Raw genomic sequence first — 15,831 nt, forward strand, 5'->3', positions numbered from 1 at the left:
TATGGACATACCCTATCTGCCGCTGTTGCTCTGGAACAAGCACTGGAAGCTGAGTGGCGAGTCTGTGTCCTGTCAATACTGTGGCCGCTCGCAACACCTGGCAGACCACCGCACTTTCAAACACGCACAGAGCTGCCCTCAGTTCACGCGACAGGTCCAATCCCCCGGTCGGGAGTTGGGGCTGATCATTGAACAGAAAATCAACGCAGGCCTGTTTTAGATCTATGCCGGATATTCCTCAGGGCAAAGTCCAGGGGCTTGCACGAACGCCCGGAGCTGACTCCTGCGGTTTATCTGTCCAGGTCAGGAGCTTTGACAAGGTTCCATAGGGCTCGGCAAAACGTTGGCAGGACGCTTCATCGGTTACATCCGACACTCTTGCTGACTGAGTTGCACCGATGCGTAGAGCCTTTAGCCAGTCTTTGGCACGGCTCCTGTACTGGTCGGTCAACTGGAACCGGTGTTGAACCAGTTCGGCACTGGCATTGCGAAGGATGGTCTGCGCGTCATCCGGGTTTAAAACGCGGCATATCTGACCGATCAGCACTAACCGTTCCATCCGGACCATATTCATTGCCATACCCTGCCACTGCTTCCAGGCAAGCAGGCCCGGAACATCGGCGGGCATCGCCTTGCCTGACGCGAGTACACTCTGGATGTACCTCATTTCAGGATCTGCTGCGTACCAGGCCAACAACTCGGTTTCGTTCCGGGGAAGCCATTTATCCCAACGCGTAAACACTTGCTCATTTTCACTACTGTCTCCACCAACAGGCAGGCACACAAATGTGCCCAGTTGCGAAGGACGGCAACTCCAGGGATAAGAAAGTGCTCGCTGACTCACGACACTGCCAACTCGGGAAGAGCTCTTGTCTTGGCCGACAATGCCGAGCAACAGTTGCGGCGGCCCGGTATAGCCGCTCTGATTCGCAGGCTTGTATTCGCAGACACTCGTGATGGGCGCTAACTTCACGTCAGCAGGTGCGCATGGTGACTCATCCAGTTCAGCCACATCGAACCACTGCCGCATATAGTCACGCATTCTCGGCGACGCCCATGCCAGATCCTCTGGACCCAGCTCAGCCAGAGCGTCAATGGCATTAATGGGTTGCTCTACAGGCGAGAGAGCCAGGGCTGGAGTGAGCGCGCTACTCAGCCACAGTGCTGCCACACATAATATGCGGAGCTGAAATACTCTGGATGAGCAGACAAACATGATTAATTTCTCGCTACTTGATGACCTTGACGAAACAACACTCTGACCTCATGTGTTGTTATCACTCAGATACCGAAAAACCAGCTTTTCGACAGCCGCGTACATCCTGAACCGACGGCTTCTGCGCTTTGAACGATACCTCGTCTATCGGATTTAAGACTGACGGTGCAATAGTGATTAACACGCTTGTAGTCGTAGGTATGAACCAATATAGGGCGCCCCATATTGACGTCCATGTAGGAACCGGTCTGCTCCGGCACATCTTCGTAGTAAACAAGCGTCTCCCATTGGTACAGACGCTCTGAATCAGCCGGAATCGTGTCGGCAATTATGCTGGGGATTGGCGTGGGCTCATAGACAGGATCCCCCATGCTTGAATAAAGAAAGCCCTTGGCTTCTGCGATATCCTTACCCTTGAGCTTGCTTATCATTTCACGCTCAGGATTAAGGTAACTGCATCCGGAGATCGGCACCAAAAGCAAAAGTGCTATTGCCTTCTTGAACATTATTTCGATCCTGCCATTTATAACCGCCTACACATGCAATAATCGCCAGACCCAAGAAGCTGGCCGACTTGAGGACTTAAAACTGGAAATATATTACAAGAGCGAGAACCAGTCTCTTTTCAGAATAATGGACAAGCCGTTAAAACATATCAATAGCACATGTGTACTACTGCCAATGTGGTTGCGGGGAATACGGTGACTCTCTTTCAGCCAATCTGAGCGGGGATAGATGATAAGGCATGACCACAGGCCGTTGCTAAGAATGCTTGGAGCAAACTGGAGTCGATCAGCTCTAAAACTCATCAAAAACTGCAGTTATATTGGGTTCAATTCGCACTCATGGAAATAGAAAATAACCAACGTTTCTCTGCCCGTACTGCCCCCTGGCGGTCCTCGGCCAACTACAATCGGGACGAGATCAAAAGACGAAGCAAAAACATAAATACAGAATTATGTATAAGCCCGCCCCCATGAAAATCTGATTTTTATGGTAATAGCTCGGGATACTTCATCACCTATAGTTGAAGTCGATTTAGAGGGAGGATATCAAAAACTGGAAAACCCTCCATTTAATTTCATGCAAAATTTCAATTATTGATTTGGATAGCATTCTCTGGAATCCACCCTGTAGCTTTTACTTTTCCTGTATAGACAACCTTATAATACAGACCATCATCATTACGATGGTAATCAATCAAAATCACTTTATCACCCTGTACCAGATATGCTTTTCTTTCGGTAAACACTGCTTCATCAGACATGTCGAAGAAATTGACCTTGGCTGTTGATACGGTAGCCTCTACCGGCGCTACTGTTCCTTCCCTGACAATTTCTGGGTCCATGCAGGATGTCTCTGCGCAGACTTCTCGTTTTTCAAACAGCTCTGAAAATTGCTCTCTTTTTTCGCAAACATAATAATCCTTCTTTGTCGCGGAATAGCAAAAGGTATCATTGTGCGTAGTCGGGCCATCCTTGTAGTTACTAAGAATCTTGCCATCGAGAAACTCGGGGTTAGTGATCAGGCCCGCGCGAGACGGTTTGAACTCATTCGAGGACTGGTCAAAAATAAACAAGGCAAAACTTTCATTGACGGAATTTTTGGCATATTTAAATGCGGCAACGCATACTCCCAACTTTTGAGCAGATCCGAGATATGCAGGCAAGTCTTCATCTTGATAGTCCAGACTCAACTTGTAGGTTTTGCCTACCTCATTGATAATGCTGACTCTGCCATCAAGGAGCTGGATTCTACTTTTGCTACCGACGCAGTCCCCACCTATCTCCCTGGTAGTTTGTTGCCTTATTATTAAGCTATCAAAGTCTGCATACGCTTGCGAAGAACTTATCGCCAGCAAGACTGCGTACACTATAGAAAATCTCACATCAGTGCCTGTTTAGAATAGCTAATTTACTCTTTCCAGCGCGGGGCTAGTAAAAGTCTAGCCCCCCCGAAAACCATATCAGCAGATACTCAACTTTTATTTCTCCTTATCAATACACTCCAACTCCCTTATTTTCGCCCCGCTGACAGGAATAGTACAAACATACAACTCCTCGTCATTCAATGTAAGTGGCGTAATACTCAGTCTAAAACTAATCCCATCAGGCGAGAATGTAATTTTTTCAAATGTTGCATAAGCTACATCCGTTATCAACGACTTTTCACGGTAGCTACAAAATCTCTTTTCAGCAATGAGCGCCCAGTTCTTGGCAGGATCTAACACCTGAACACGTAAACAAGGGGAGCCATACTCCTTTATGTATCTGACGACCACATCTCCTTGACGAGAGGATTCTATTTTAGAGGCCCTGCCATAGTCGAAACCCCATGAAACTCCTGAAAAAGCAAGCAACATGCAAAGAGCAGTTCCCCTAAAACCTCTAACTATGCCCCAGTCCAAAAAAATACCCCCCCTTTGAAAATGGTTAATAATTTAAAAGCTCACTCAGAGATGGATTTCCCGACCGACACTGGTCAGTTGTACAGGACCTAGCTTTACATGCTGGTTCTGTCCGATGGTGAGGTGGTCATTCATCTCCACGCAAATCAGAATCCGCTGCATAATAAATACTACTCACAGAAAAAAAGACAGTAAGCCTTAATAGCAAAAGTTAGCCAGCGCGTGGGAGAAGTCATATTGAGCACACTACAACTGCCCCCCCGAGCACTACACTTTAATTATCAAGATGGATAGCGCTTTCTGGAATTCACCCTCACACATCTCAAAATACTCCCAGCACAAATCATATATAAAATCAGTGACAACAAGACCTTCCAACTTACTACTATAAAAAGCTACAACGCTTGTTATTTTATTGTGCACACAGGCTCACTGATCGCTCCATCCTTAACTTTAAACTTACACACGCCAACCTGTTCTTTATCTTGGCTTAGAGAAAGAAGTTTTAAGGTGATATTCAGCTCATCACTTGAAAACTCTCCTTTTTCCAACCATATCTCAGAGTAATCCAAAGTAAAGCTTTTCCCTGAGATACTACAAAACTCCTTAGTATTATTAGCAATACCATTTCCACCAGGTTTTAGTATCTGCACCTGAATGCATGGGCTGTCAAACATTTGGTAGTAACGAACAAGCTTTCCAGAAATCAAGGCCGTATCAGCCTTATATATATTTACTACTGCAGCCTGATCACTTTGTGCAAACGCACAGCAGGAAACAAAAAAAACCAATATCGCTGATAATTTCATTATATTACCTTACAAATAATTAGAGCGTTTAACAAACCGATCCGACGGAACATTTGGCCAGTTATTTTGATCAGACATAACAGCTTTCAATTCTGTCATATTATTTTCTACAAAGGGCCGCTGAACCCTAACCCTAGATGCCGGAGTGTAGTCCCCTCTATAAATAAGATCAACCATCATATCTTGAATTTTAGGATCCACACTATCCCAATTCAATACACCATAGTTAGCAACGTTGAAGGCTGCACCAGAAATAGTGATGACTTGCTTTTTCTTCGCATCATAGACAGAAGTAAACAGATCATACTGCTGCTTTCTAGTAATAAATATTGTTTTAATCTCAGGGCTTGCACTATTTAAATAATCCCTGGCAGCATTACCACTTAACCCCTTCGAACCTATCAACCAACTGAGCAACGGTTCAACGATACCCACTGCTGCAAGATCACTTTCAGGATTAGGCCTCTGCCCCAAATCATAACCTCTTCCAATGGTTATGCCCGACGCACCTCCAGGCCAATGTACTTTACGACTAAAGTACATATGCAGTGGGTTTGCTGCATCTTCAATGTCATTACCTTCCACATCAAATGTTAATTGACCACTTTCAACTTTAAGCCATTTCAAATCATTATCGCCCTCCAAAGCAGTAAAGTTATCTACAAACCCAATCGGATGAAAATGCCAAACCAAACTCGAACTTATCGCAGCCTTCCCAGACAACTCATCCCAAAACACATACTTATCAATGCGCTCTTTTTCATGCTTGAGCGTTTTCGGAGACGTTTCCAGCAATGTATCGAGCTTACTCCACTTCGCTGAACTGGATTTGTCCTTCCACTCAGTCGGATGATAAGCAATCAGTTTCGACCACTGATCCCGGGTGTCGCTATTTTTAAGCGCTTCAGCCAATTCGCCCGAGTCCACCTCGCTGTCGTGGTTTTTATCGATTTTGGCGAACAGGTCCTTGAAGAATTGCGGCATGTCCTCAGGATCAAGAAAACCGTCTGCCGTAGGGTTGCTCTCGGCGACGATCTGGAAACCCAGCTTTTCCCAGTCATGCTGGGTAATGAGCGTTGCGCCTGTTTTTTTCACAAGGCCGGTCAGCGTCTGGTTGTCATCGACAACGCTGACTTCGTACCAGTCCTCTTCAGATTCCTTGATTACAGGTGCCTTGGCCAGATCGATGATGTGTTCTTTCTTGAGTGCTGCGGTTTCAGCAGCAGAGGCTTTTACCTTGAGTTTCGCGCCGCTCGCCAAAGAAAGGTACTGCTTGCCAACCTTCAAGCCAGCAGTGTTCTTCAGGAAATCCTTGACCTCTGCTTCGGCAGTGAAAATTTCGACGTGGACCTGGTGCTTGCTGCTCACACCGCCATTTTCGCCGGTAAGGATTTCTGATTGCCCAAGATAACCTATTGGATCTCCAGCCTTGATGGCCGTCTCCATGGGAACAACTGCATCGAATACTGAAGGTATAAGGTCTTGCCATTGAACAAAGCGATTGGGGGAGACATCTTCTACGCACGCCCAGAAGGAGGACGGCACAGGAACAGAGTGCCCTTTCAAGCCTGTAGCGGGACCTGAGGTGCTGGGTACAAATGTACACTCTGCCATGCGCAGGGTTTTATTGCCCAGTTTGAGGTTGAGGACTTTTCCACTGTCAAACTCGATCGTACTGTTTGTGCATAGGACCAGACCTTCGCTCGTTCCTTGAGCCGTGGGGGCGCTGATCGGTACTCCCGATTCGGCACCATTAGTGAGGGATGCCGGTGGCTGACGAAGGGTGAGGCCACTTCCTGTGACTACTGCTCGCACCTTGCCTTTCCAGTAACCTGGCCGGGTTCTTTCTGGAGGAACGACTGCACTCCAGCTAGGGGCACCGCCGGTTCTAGGATATGGCGCACCATTCTGTTTGTAGGCAAACCAGAACTCTTGCCCTTCGGTACGACCACCGACATTACCTTTTACCAGCTTACCTTTGGCATGAACCAGGTCAGCATGCTCTTCCAGGATCTCAATTTCAGCGCCTGCTGAAATAGCTCCATACTCCACGCAGTTTGGGGCATCCTTGATGTAACTTCGCGCCTTGAAACCACTTGCGATCATCCTGATACGTGGTGCTGGTATTTCATCCGGTGATGCAGCATACCGATCATACGGCAGCAGGTGCATATACAAGCTGTAGAAGTTGAGCTTGTTCTGCTTGCCTTTATTAGGCCCCTCATCCGGGTTCGGAGGGGATTTGTACTCATGCCGCACCAGGCAGAAGGAGTTGGAATACTTCAACTTCTTCTCGTTGTCGCCAAAGGTCGACTCCAGGTAATCCTGATTCAGGCGATAGGCGACAACCTCACCATCGGCCATACAGCGGATGGGCTCGTTCGATATGCACTGCGGTGCGCTTTTGTCAGAAATATGGATACCGCCGTGCCAGAACTTGTTGCTGCCCAGCAGATAGTGACCGGAAGCCTCACCTTCCAGCGCCTTGTAGATTTCCTCGGCATCAGTGAACTGCTTACCGTCAGCCTTGCGGAACGGGTACTGGAAATTTATCAACGGTGATGCTGTTGGAGCAGGTGCGGGCGCGGGTGCTGGAGCAGGTGCGGGATCTGCTGGTGCTCCATTACGATATTGAGCCTTGGGTCTTAAGTACTTGTTCGGCATTGGCCAGTAACCGCTGCCAGCACCAAACTTTGCGGACTTAGGTCCTGTTGAAGTTTGCGACCCGAAGAACCGACCTTTGGTACGCGTGGCATCCATTTCCTCGATTACACCGGTATGACCCAGTGTTGTCCACAGTGCAATATCACCGGGTTTTACATCATTCAGAGCGATCACATCGTAATAAACAGTATCAGTCGCCAGCGCGCCCGTAGTTCTGTAAGGAATAGTGTAACCAGCGTCGCTCAGCATGCGACTCAGCAGATGGGAACAGTCGATTTCTTTACGACCGTCACCATCGACGTCAACGTTTCCGTTTTTACCGAAACCGTACTCATATCCAGTGTGTGGATAATTAGCGCGTTGTTCGAGTAGTCCAGTGCTCATCAGAGGCGCCCTGCTTAAAGACAGTGAGTGGTGTTGTAGTCGACAGTGCCTTGACTACGAAGCCGTTCGACGTTTGAAGACGCTGCTTCATTGCCTCCCTTTTCAGCTTCCTTGTAGCAGGCCATGGCTCGGGGTAAATCGGTCTGTACGATAGCGCCTGCTTCATAAGCACTTCCGAGCTGGATCAATGCCAGTGCATACCCAGAGCGTGCTACTTCAATAAGTGTGCTCAACGATTTTTCAGGGTTTGCACAAGCTTGCTTCTCTTCATAATTGCCTTCATAGCAATAAAAGTCGGCCAGCGCCAAGCCTGCTTCCGGCACACTTTTTGATGCATAGACAAGAAGATCGAGAATTTTCGAGTTTTCCAGACGCGGAGCCTGGCCCGACAAGCTGATCCCCGCAGCAGCAAAAGCTGATGGTGCAGACCCCTGACCAGCACCATCCAGATAGCTATCCAGCGCAGAAACATACAGCTGCGCAGACGATGAAGAGTTGTTATCTATAGCCAATTGATTGAACAGTTCGCCGCGTTTGAACGAGCGCGCCCCCGGAGAAGATTGGGCGTTAACGTTTTGTGCATTCAGCACGCTCTCAATGGACCAGTCTTCAACACGATTCAAGACCCAACAATCGTTATGCTTGAAGCTGAATACTTTCAGGACTTCACCCTTGTGGTCCCGTACGTACAATTGATCGGGCAATTGAACTGTCATGCTGAGGCCAGATCGCTGGAGACTCTCCGGGGATAGCATCGCCAGCGTTGAAGCATCCAGCGACCTTGACTGTTTCTGCACCACACGAGGCTTCGATCCAGCTGCAACGACCGTTTGTTCTGTCACCGGGGAGGCAGTGAACGCTTGCTGCAATTGCGCACTGGCGGAAAACTCTTTTATGAAACCCTCGAAATGATCACTCGGGCATTGAGCGGCCATCGCTCCGAAGCTTGCCCCCCAGGCAAGCAGCACTAACCATTGCAAACCGAAACTTCGCACTCGATTGTTCCTTTTCATCACGTATTTCATCACTCGGAAAACACAAAAAAAGCCTTCGGCTTAACCTTCTCAGGCGGCGTATTCACCAACGCCTGATCCATCAGACTCCCCGCTTTGTCCTTATCCGCCGCACCCGGCAGCACGGGCGGTTTGATCGCGATTCCGGTGCCTGACCCCGCCGAGCCACCGGCATTGACCTTGACGACCGGGCCAATCACGGTGATGCCACCGCCATCGAGCTTGATGAAGCTCCCTCCTCCCAGCGCGGTCAGTTCCGTACCGGCCTCGATGACAATCTTGTCGCCGGCCTTGAGGTGGATTTCACGACCGACACTGGTCAGTTGTGCAGTACCGAGCTTTACATGCTGGTTCTGTCCGATGGTGAGGTGGTCATCCATCCGTACTTCGACCTTGCGGTCGCTGAGGGTGGTGCGGTGTTCTTCGGCCTTGAGTTCGGTGTAGATATTCTTCTCTACCGTGTCGTGTCGTTCGTTGCCGACGCGAATTTTCTGGTCGTGCTCAATGTTTTCGTCCCAGTCGCGCTGGGCATGGATGTAGATCTGTTCTGCACCTTTCTTGTCTTCGATGCGCAACTCGTTATACCCGCCACCGCCCGGAGAACTGAGGGTCTTGAACACGGTGCGGGTCTTGTTTGCTGGCAGAGGGTACGGAACCTGGTTTTCCTTGTGGTACAGGCAGCCGTTGACCAGCGGTTGGTCGGGGTCGCCTTCAAGGAACGTGACGAGAACCTCCATGCCGATGCGCGGAATGGAAATACCACCATAACGGTCGCCGGCCCAGGCACTGGATACACGTAACCAGCAAGTGGTCTTGTCGTCGGCCTGGCCTTCCCGGTCCCAGTGGAACTGCACTTTCACTCGGCCATACTGGTCGCAGTGGATCTCCTCGCCTTTTGGCCCTGTGACGGTGGCGGTCTGGGTGCCAAGCACACGGGGCTTTGTGTGCTCCAGCGCCGGACGGTAGAACACGACCCACGGGGTTGCGAGGAAGCGATTGCGGTAGCCCTGGTGAAAGTCGTCCTTGTTGTCGGTGGTGTCGCTGGTTACCGACTCTTCCAGAACTTGCGGCTGTTTGCCTTCGTGGAAGATTTCAGTCAGCAACCACAGGTCGTTCCACTCGGTACGAGGGTGATCGGAGAGTTCCAGAAAGTGCCCGCTGGTAAGGGTCGTCTGGTCGCCCCAGCCTTCGACCTGCTGGTAATCGGCACGATGACGTTCCAGTGCGCGCTGGCTGAGAAACTTGCCACGGGCACGGTCCAGGAAACGGCCTGGATAGTCGTAGTCTTCCAGGTCCGGCTCAGTACTTTCACCTGCTGGTTTGTAGGCGGCTTCGAGTTGCAGATTGGGCTTTTCGAAGTCGTAATCACGTCGGGTGACACGGCTGGTGCGGGTTTCCAGGCGTAATTTGAAGCCTTTGATCACCGGCTCGTCGGCGACCAGACCGCTGCCTTGTACATACGCTGTAGGCTGCCCGAGCTTGGGAAAAACGGTCTGATCGTCGCCGAATACCAGCAGATGAGCCTTTTCGCTGTGCTGGAAGTGGTAGTGAATCCCCTCCTCCTCGCAGAGCCGCTGGATAAAGTGCAGGTCGGTTTCGTCATACTGCACGCAATACTCGCGCTTCGGGCACTCCTGGCCGAGTTGAAAGCTATAGGCGTTGCCCTTGATACCGTGCTCTTCGAGGATCAGCGCAATGATCTCGGGTGCCGACAGTTGCTGATAAATACGCTGGTTGGTCCTGTGGTGCAGGTACTGCAACTGCGGCACCAGAGACAGGGTGTAGCGGGTCAGGCGCTTGCCGGCATCGCCCTGGGCGATACGGTATATCTGGCCATGAATGCCGCTGCCCTGCGGATCGAACGCCAGGAATGCCTGCTTGTGCAGGAGCTTTTCCAGGTCCAGATCAGGGTTTTCGCTGACCAGTTCCACGTCGAAACGAAAGGCCTGGCTGATGCCTTCGGTACCAGTAAACGACAGCACCTGCAGATCGCCCTCGTAATCTTCGATGGTCAGGCTGAAGTGCGTTTCGTTGGAAGGGTTGAACATTGTGTGCTCCCTGTTCGGTAGTCATCCGTTACGCCAAGGCATCAGGCGCTGCTGCCAGGACGAAGTGACGGTGAAAGCGTCACGCAATTGTTTGGCGGTGATCTTGCGATCACCGGCATCGAAAGCCAGTGCTGCTCGCAGGGCTGGCCAGCAGTGTCTGGGCAGATTCTTCGGTGCTTGCAGTTCACGATCGAGGCGCTCGTCACGGGCCTGGGTCGAGGGCAACCGGCGAAACGGGTGTTTGCCTCCTGCCAGTTCGAAGATCACACAGGCCACACCGTAAACATCGGCGCTGGCCGACAGCGGTTTGCCTTCAAGCAGTTCCGGTGCGGCATAGCCCGGGGTCCAGGCATGGAAACGTTCGCGGCTCAGGTGCGGCAGACCGGGCAGGATACCCTCCTCTGCCTGGCCAAGGCCAAAGTCGAACAGGCGCACGCCGTCTTCGGTGACCATGACATTGCTCGGCTTCATGTCACCATGAAGCACGCCGTGGGCATGGGAATAGGCCAAGGCGTCGAGCAACGGCAGTGTAATGTCACGCAGCTCTTTCCACGGCAGCCCCAGAGGCCGCTCGCAGAGCAGTTTGTCCAGGGTCAGCCCACGCATGAGTTCCATGGTGATGAAGGCCTGCTGGCAGTCTGTATCCACTTCAAAGTTATGCAGGCGCAGCACATTGTCGTGGCGCAGACGTCGGGTCAGGGCGAACTCGCTGTAAAGCAAGGCGCTGGCATCCGGCGACTCGGCAAATTCTTCGCTGAGGACTTTCAGGGCGATGTAGGGATCGGGATCGCCGAACTGTTCGCTCAGCAAGTCACGGGCACGGTAGACCAGCCCCATGCCACCGGCACCGAGCAAACGTTCGATACGGTAACGACCGGCCAGCACGTCGGGCATTTCAGCGATACTGGCGCGGGTCGGCGCCGGTGCCGCTTCTGCCTTGTGCGACTGGGCGAAGGCAAAGTAGGTCAGGTTGCTGTCCTGCTCCTCGCTCACCAGCAAGTCATCGATCGGTCGCATGAGTTCAGTCATTGGCGAATTACCACGGCCGTCAGGTTGTCCCGTGCCGAGCCACGCAGCGCCCCGTCGAACAGACGCTCCAGCGCGATCTGCGGTGCAGTGAGGCTCAAGGCATTGCCAAGTGCATCGCTGCTGAGCCCTTGATACAAGCCATCGCTGCAGAGCAGAAAGGTATCGCCGGGATACACTTCCAGCTCCAGGACATCCAGGGTCAGTTGCTCCGCAGCCCCTACGGCACGGGTCAGGGCATGTGCACCAGGGTAAGCTCTGGCCTGTTCAACGCTCATTTTCTGCTCGTCGATCAGTTGCTGTTGCAGAGAGTGATCCCTGGACAACTGGTACAGACGCTGACCGCGCCACAGATAACAGCGACTATCGCCTGCCCAGATGCAGGCCGCACGATTGCCCTCTACCAGCAGCGCCACAACGGTGCTGCCCATGATGCTGTCATGGCGTCCGGCCGTAACGGTCAACTCCTGCCCCAAGCGACGGTTGAGCCAGTGCAGGCACTGGCGTATGTCCTTGAGCCGCTCGTTGAAGTCGCTCTGCACCGGCAGTTCCGCCAGGCTGGAGACGATCAACTGGCTGGCGATATCGCCCCCCTGGTGACCGCCCATCCCGTCTGCGACCACCCACAGTCCATGCTGTGGGGAGTCCAGGAAAGCATCTTCGTTGCGCGCCCGAACCTTGCCGGCATCGGTGCGCGCAGCGCTGCGCCATGGGCTGGCTACCAGCATCAGAGCTGCACCGGCATGCGGAAGGTGCGCAGCACGCCCATATCGAACGGGTTTGGCGTACGCTGGCTGGTCAGCAGGTAGTTGGCGCGCAGGCCACCCACGTCCGCCTTGAGCACCAATACATCACGACCTGTCAGGTATTCGGTCTGCATCAGATCGAACAGACGGAACAGCGACCATGGTCCTGTGTTCTTTTCGATACCCAGCGGGCGGCCGACCATTCTGTCGAGAACCAGACTGGTACGACCGTCTTCGGCATCGGTCGGCCATTTGAACGACACCGGCACGATCGGGCCATGGCGGTATTCGATGGTCTTGTCGCCCAGTTTGAACTCGGAACGGCTGACCGCCGGGTCCAGGGTGTAAGGCTCCAGCTTGAACTGCACCTGTGGCTCGGCCGGGTTATCGGCGAAGAAGCTCTGACGGATCACCAGTGCGGACGCCATCTGGTCGAGGTAGACCTTGGAGACCGGCAGGCTGTAACCGTCGACAGTGCGCATGCGGTAGTTACCCGGATCGCCACTGACGAATGGGCGCATGTAGCTGTCGAAGAAGCGATCGGCAATACCCTGAGCCTTGAAGAACTCACGGAAATCACTGATTGCCACGTCGCTGGCACTGTGAGCATTGAACGGATAACGCTGGTTGATCGCCTTGCCGTAGAAGCTGTACAGCTCGTTCTGATAGCGCTGGTTCAGGTACTGATAGGAATCGCGCAGCACCAGACGCCAGGTGTCTTCAGCCAGGACGTTGAACCACACACCCACCGGGCGCGGCAGACGCCCGGATGCCGTGCGCAGGTTGCTCAGCGCATCGCGCTGGCCGCCCATACGGGTCTTGGCCAGCTCGAATGCGGCTTGATCCGGCGAGCTGGAACGAGCCAGGCTGGCCATCTGCATTTGCAGTTCGTTGAGGGCTGCCAGGGCTGGCGTCAGGTCAGCGGTCGGTCCGTTGTTGTCGTCCAGCAAGCGGTGCAGTGGTTCGAAGCGGCTTTGCAGGGATTTACGTGCCGTATCCGGCAGTTTTTTCGCCAGAGCATCGGACGCATTGCCTGCTGCAGCGGCTGCCACCTTACCGAGTTTTCCACCCTTGTCTGCCAGTTGTGCTGCCGCAGCGGCGGCTTCTTCCGCCGTTTCCGCGACCACAGGGAAACGGGTGTTTTCACGCACTTCCACCAGCATTTGCAGAATCGGCGAATTGGCCGAAGTCAGGCCTGCCAGTTGCTCGGCACCCTCGCCAAAATCGTTGATCGTCGGCAGTTGAACCTGGCCTACCGCTTCACCCCAATAGTTGGCGTAGTCACGGAAATACAGTTGCTCCAGCTCAACCATCAGACGACGCAAGTCCATGCTGCTCAGGCCAGTGCCTTCACCCAATACCCAGTTGTCGCGCAGGATATCGGTGACCAGCATCGAGCCCTGGACCGAGAAATACTGCTGGTAACCCTGCTGGGTGTAAAAGCCCGGGATCACGTAGTCGGTGCCGACAAACAGTGAGCCCTGTGGGCCCAGATGTTGGTCCAGACGGTATTCCGGCAAGTTGCGAGCCTGCTCGCGCAGCATCCGGTAAACCACGTTGGCCAGGGACTCGCTGCGCAGAATCTGACGCGCCTGAGCCACCAGTTGTTCGTCCAGCGGGTAGACGAAAGGCTGCTTGAGCAAGCGCTCGAAGTGGCTGTTCAAGCCGTTCTGTACAGCCGTATTGCCACTGTAACGCTGGGACCATTCGGCAGCGACCCAGTCCTTGAGCCATTGCTCGTCGCGACGGTCCTTCATGTTCAGCATCAGGTACGCACGCAGACTGTTGAGCAGGCGATCGCGGTCCTTGGTATTGGCACGCACCTGCCCTTCCAGCAGGGTTGCAACCCGTGGCAGCAGTTGCTCTTCAAGTTGACGCTCGTAAGCCTCCTTGACGACCGGGTTGACGACTTCGCCCTGATACAGGCCACCGCGCTCGTGGTAACTCACTTCGCTTTTAGGCGGGAAAACCTGTGTCGCCGCATAGCTGGTGTCGAGTGTCTTGAGCGCTGCCATGGCGTCATCGCGAGTGCTGAGGGCCGAACGCTGCTGGGTCCAGGTCTGAGCAAGGTTGCGCAGGTTTTCCAGGCGCTCATAGTTGGCAGAGAAACCGCTGGCCCAAAGCAGGCCGAACAGTGCCAGGGCTGCCAGCGCCCCCATGTACAGCGCACGCTGGCCCCAATGAATCCTGCTGCGCTCGCGCTTGTCCAGGCCCGCAAGGTCGGCCTCGGGGAAAATCACCCGGCTGAGCAAGTGGTGAATGAAGCGCGAGCGGCCGCTGCGCAGGGTCGGCAATATGCCGGCGTTCAGGCCCAGGTTGGCGCCGATACCGGCAGTGGTTGCGTCCATTTCCGCAGTCAGGTGCGGCGCGCTGGTCAGGTAGAAACCACGCAACTGGCTGGCACGCTGGTAGCGGTTGCCGGTGAATGCCATGTCGACGAACAGGCACAGACGCTCGCCGATCTGACCGAGTTGATGCGGGAAGTCGAGGATGCGGCCACGACGCTGGGTGTCACGCTCCTGATGCATGCGCATGATCACCTGGCTGTTGAGGCGACGCAGCAGTTCTTCGAACTCGTTGCGCAGCACAGCCACATCGGTGCCAATCTGCTCTTTGCGGAAGCTGGTGCCCAGCACCTGATCGCTTTCTTCGCGAGTCAGCTGATCGAAGAACTCGTCGAAACCCAGCAGGCTGTCAGCCTTGCTCAGCACCAGATAGACCGGCACGTCCACGTGCAGCTTCTGATGCACATCCTGCAGGCGACCACGCACCTGACGGGCCAAGGTTTCGAGTTGCTGTTCGCTGCCATGCAGCAGGGTTTCCACCGGAATGGTAACCAGCACGCCGTTCAACGGACGATTGCGGCGACGCTTGCGCAGCAGGTCAAGCAAGGTGCTCCAGGCACTGCCATCGACTTCGGCATCCGGCTGGGTCAGGTAGCGGCCAGCGGTGTCGATCAGTACACCATGATCGGCAAAATACCAGTCGCAGTGCCGAGTACCCAGCGTGTCGCGGGTCAGCTTGCGCTCAATCTTGTTGATCGGGAACTCAAGACCCGAGAAGTCCAGCAGGCTGGTTTTGCCACTGCCTTGCGGTCCGATCAGCAAATACCAGGGCAAATCACTGCGCCAGCGTTCGCTACGACCGCGATACAGGCTCGAGGTCTTCAGGGTTTTCAGCGCATCCTTGAAACGCGTCTTCAACTCTTTCTGTTCTTCGTCGATCTGCTCTTCGCGGCGGATACGATCCTGGCCGTCTTCGCTCTCTTCTATCGCCTTCTTGCGGATACCCGCGCGCCAGCTGACGAAGACCATGGTCAGGCCCCAGATCAGGAACAGCACACTGATAGTCAGCAGGCGGGAGGTCGAGCTTTCCCAGAACTTGTAGTCATTGACCGCCAGCAGCGGTCCCACGAACCACACCAGCAACGCGACAAACAGTACCAGCAGCAGCGTCCAGACCCATGTCTTGCGCAGGAATGCGCCGACTTTCTTGAAAAAATTCTTCATCACGCGTCC

The 15,831-nt window shown here is 53.5% G+C and carries 12 protein-coding genes; 1 reads left to right on the plus strand and 11 read right to left on the minus strand.

Annotated features, from left to right (window positions below; genetic code table 11):
• Position 1 precedes the first annotated feature (1 nt).
• Positions 2-220 (plus strand): hypothetical protein, encoded by a 219-nt coding sequence (locus JSY17_RS16415; RefSeq protein ID WP_206402472.1) that lies wholly within the window; start codon positions 2-4, stop codon positions 218-220.
• A gap of 18 nt (positions 221-238) precedes the next feature.
• Here the strand turns inward: JSY17_RS16415 and JSY17_RS16420 are convergent, their stop codons facing one another.
• The 11 genes from JSY17_RS16420 to tssM form a co-directional block, all read right to left on the minus strand.
• A complete protein-coding gene (locus JSY17_RS16420; RefSeq protein ID WP_206402471.1) occupies positions 239-1,042 on the minus strand; it encodes a hypothetical protein in 804 nt (267 codons plus the stop codon).
• Positions 1,043-1,281: 239 nt separating this feature from the next.
• Positions 1,282-1,722: a hypothetical protein gene (locus tag JSY17_RS16425; protein WP_201012474.1), complete on the minus strand. Its 441-nt coding sequence runs from the start codon at positions 1,720-1,722 to the stop codon at positions 1,282-1,284.
• A gap of 587 nt (positions 1,723-2,309) precedes the next feature.
• Positions 2,310-3,077: a hypothetical protein gene (locus tag JSY17_RS16430; RefSeq protein ID WP_206404921.1), complete on the minus strand. Its 768-nt coding sequence runs from the start codon at positions 3,075-3,077 to the stop codon at positions 2,310-2,312.
• A gap of 123 nt (positions 3,078-3,200) precedes the next feature.
• Entirely contained in the window at positions 3,201-3,578 is a 378-nt protein-coding gene (locus JSY17_RS16435) for a hypothetical protein (protein ID WP_206402469.1), read from the minus strand.
• 452 nt (positions 3,579-4,030) lie between these two features.
• Positions 4,031-4,432 carry a hypothetical protein gene (locus tag JSY17_RS16440; protein ID WP_206402468.1) on the minus strand — a complete coding sequence of 134 codons (402 nt, stop codon included), beginning with the start codon at positions 4,430-4,432 and terminating at the stop codon, positions 4,031-4,033.
• A gap of 9 nt (positions 4,433-4,441) precedes the next feature.
• Entirely contained in the window at positions 4,442-7,480 is a 3,039-nt protein-coding gene (locus tag JSY17_RS16445; protein WP_232849499.1) for a lysozyme family protein, read from the minus strand.
• Positions 7,481-7,494: 14 nt separating this feature from the next.
• Positions 7,495-8,493: an SEL1-like repeat protein gene (locus tag JSY17_RS16450; protein WP_232849500.1), complete on the minus strand. Its 999-nt coding sequence runs from the start codon at positions 8,491-8,493 to the stop codon at positions 7,495-7,497.
• 11 nt (positions 8,494-8,504) lie between these two features.
• A complete protein-coding gene (tssI, locus tag JSY17_RS16455) occupies positions 8,505-10,541 on the minus strand; it encodes a type VI secretion system Vgr family protein (RefSeq protein ID WP_206402467.1) in 2,037 nt (678 codons plus the stop codon).
• A 21-nt stretch (positions 10,542-10,562) separates the two neighbouring features.
• Positions 10,563-11,570 (minus strand): serine/threonine-protein kinase, encoded by a 1,008-nt coding sequence (locus tag JSY17_RS16460; protein ID WP_162880516.1) that lies wholly within the window; start codon positions 11,568-11,570, stop codon positions 10,563-10,565.
• Complete coding sequence (locus tag JSY17_RS16465; protein ID WP_117181425.1) at positions 11,567-12,295, minus strand: PP2C family protein-serine/threonine phosphatase; 729 nt, start codon at positions 12,293-12,295, stop codon at positions 11,567-11,569. Before JSY17_RS16465 ends, JSY17_RS16460 begins: the two co-directional genes overlap by 4 nt.
• The gene (tssM, locus tag JSY17_RS16470; RefSeq protein ID WP_206402465.1) at positions 12,295-15,822 is read right to left on the minus strand and encodes a type VI secretion system membrane subunit TssM; all 3,528 of its coding nucleotides are present in this window, start codon (positions 15,820-15,822) and stop codon (positions 12,295-12,297) included. Before tssM ends, JSY17_RS16465 begins: the two co-directional genes overlap by 1 nt.
• Between the last annotated feature and the right edge of the window lie 9 nt (positions 15,823-15,831).

The organism is Pseudomonas capsici (assembly GCF_017165765.1).
GTDB classification, from domain to species: domain Bacteria; phylum Pseudomonadota; class Gammaproteobacteria; order Pseudomonadales; family Pseudomonadaceae; genus Aquipseudomonas; species Aquipseudomonas capsici.

Bases quoted from the DNA above. Each gene is read 5' to 3' on its own strand.
- JSY17_RS16415 (WP_206402472.1), top strand. From the start codon at position 2: ATGGACATACCCTATCTGCCGCTGTTGCTCTGGAACAAGCACTGGAAG.
- JSY17_RS16420 (WP_206402471.1), bottom strand. From the start codon at position 1,042: ATGCGTGACTATATGCGGCAGTGGTTCGATGTGGCTGAACTGGATGAG.
- JSY17_RS16425 (WP_201012474.1), bottom strand. From the start codon at position 1,722: ATGTTCAAGAAGGCAATAGCACTTTTGCTTTTGGTGCCGATCTCCGGA.
- JSY17_RS16435 (WP_206402469.1), bottom strand. From the start codon at position 3,578: ATGTTGCTTGCTTTTTCAGGAGTTTCATGGGGTTTCGACTATGGCAGG.
- JSY17_RS16440 (WP_206402468.1), bottom strand. From the start codon at position 4,432: ATGAAATTATCAGCGATATTGGTTTTTTTTGTTTCCTGCTGTGCGTTT.
- JSY17_RS16445 (WP_232849499.1), bottom strand. From the start codon at position 7,480: ATGAGCACTGGACTACTCGAACAACGCGCTAATTATCCACACACTGGA.
- JSY17_RS16450 (WP_232849500.1), bottom strand. From the start codon at position 8,493: ATGAAAAGGAACAATCGAGTGCGAAGTTTCGGTTTGCAATGGTTAGTG.
- tssI (WP_206402467.1), bottom strand. From the start codon at position 10,541: ATGTTCAACCCTTCCAACGAAACGCACTTCAGCCTGACCATCGAAGAT.
- JSY17_RS16460 (WP_162880516.1), bottom strand. From the start codon at position 11,570: ATGACTGAACTCATGCGACCGATCGATGACTTGCTGGTGAGCGAGGAG.
- JSY17_RS16465 (WP_117181425.1), bottom strand. From the start codon at position 12,295: ATGCTGGTAGCCAGCCCATGGCGCAGCGCTGCGCGCACCGATGCCGGC.
- tssM (WP_206402465.1), bottom strand. From the start codon at position 15,822: ATGAAGAATTTTTTCAAGAAAGTCGGCGCATTCCTGCGCAAGACATGG.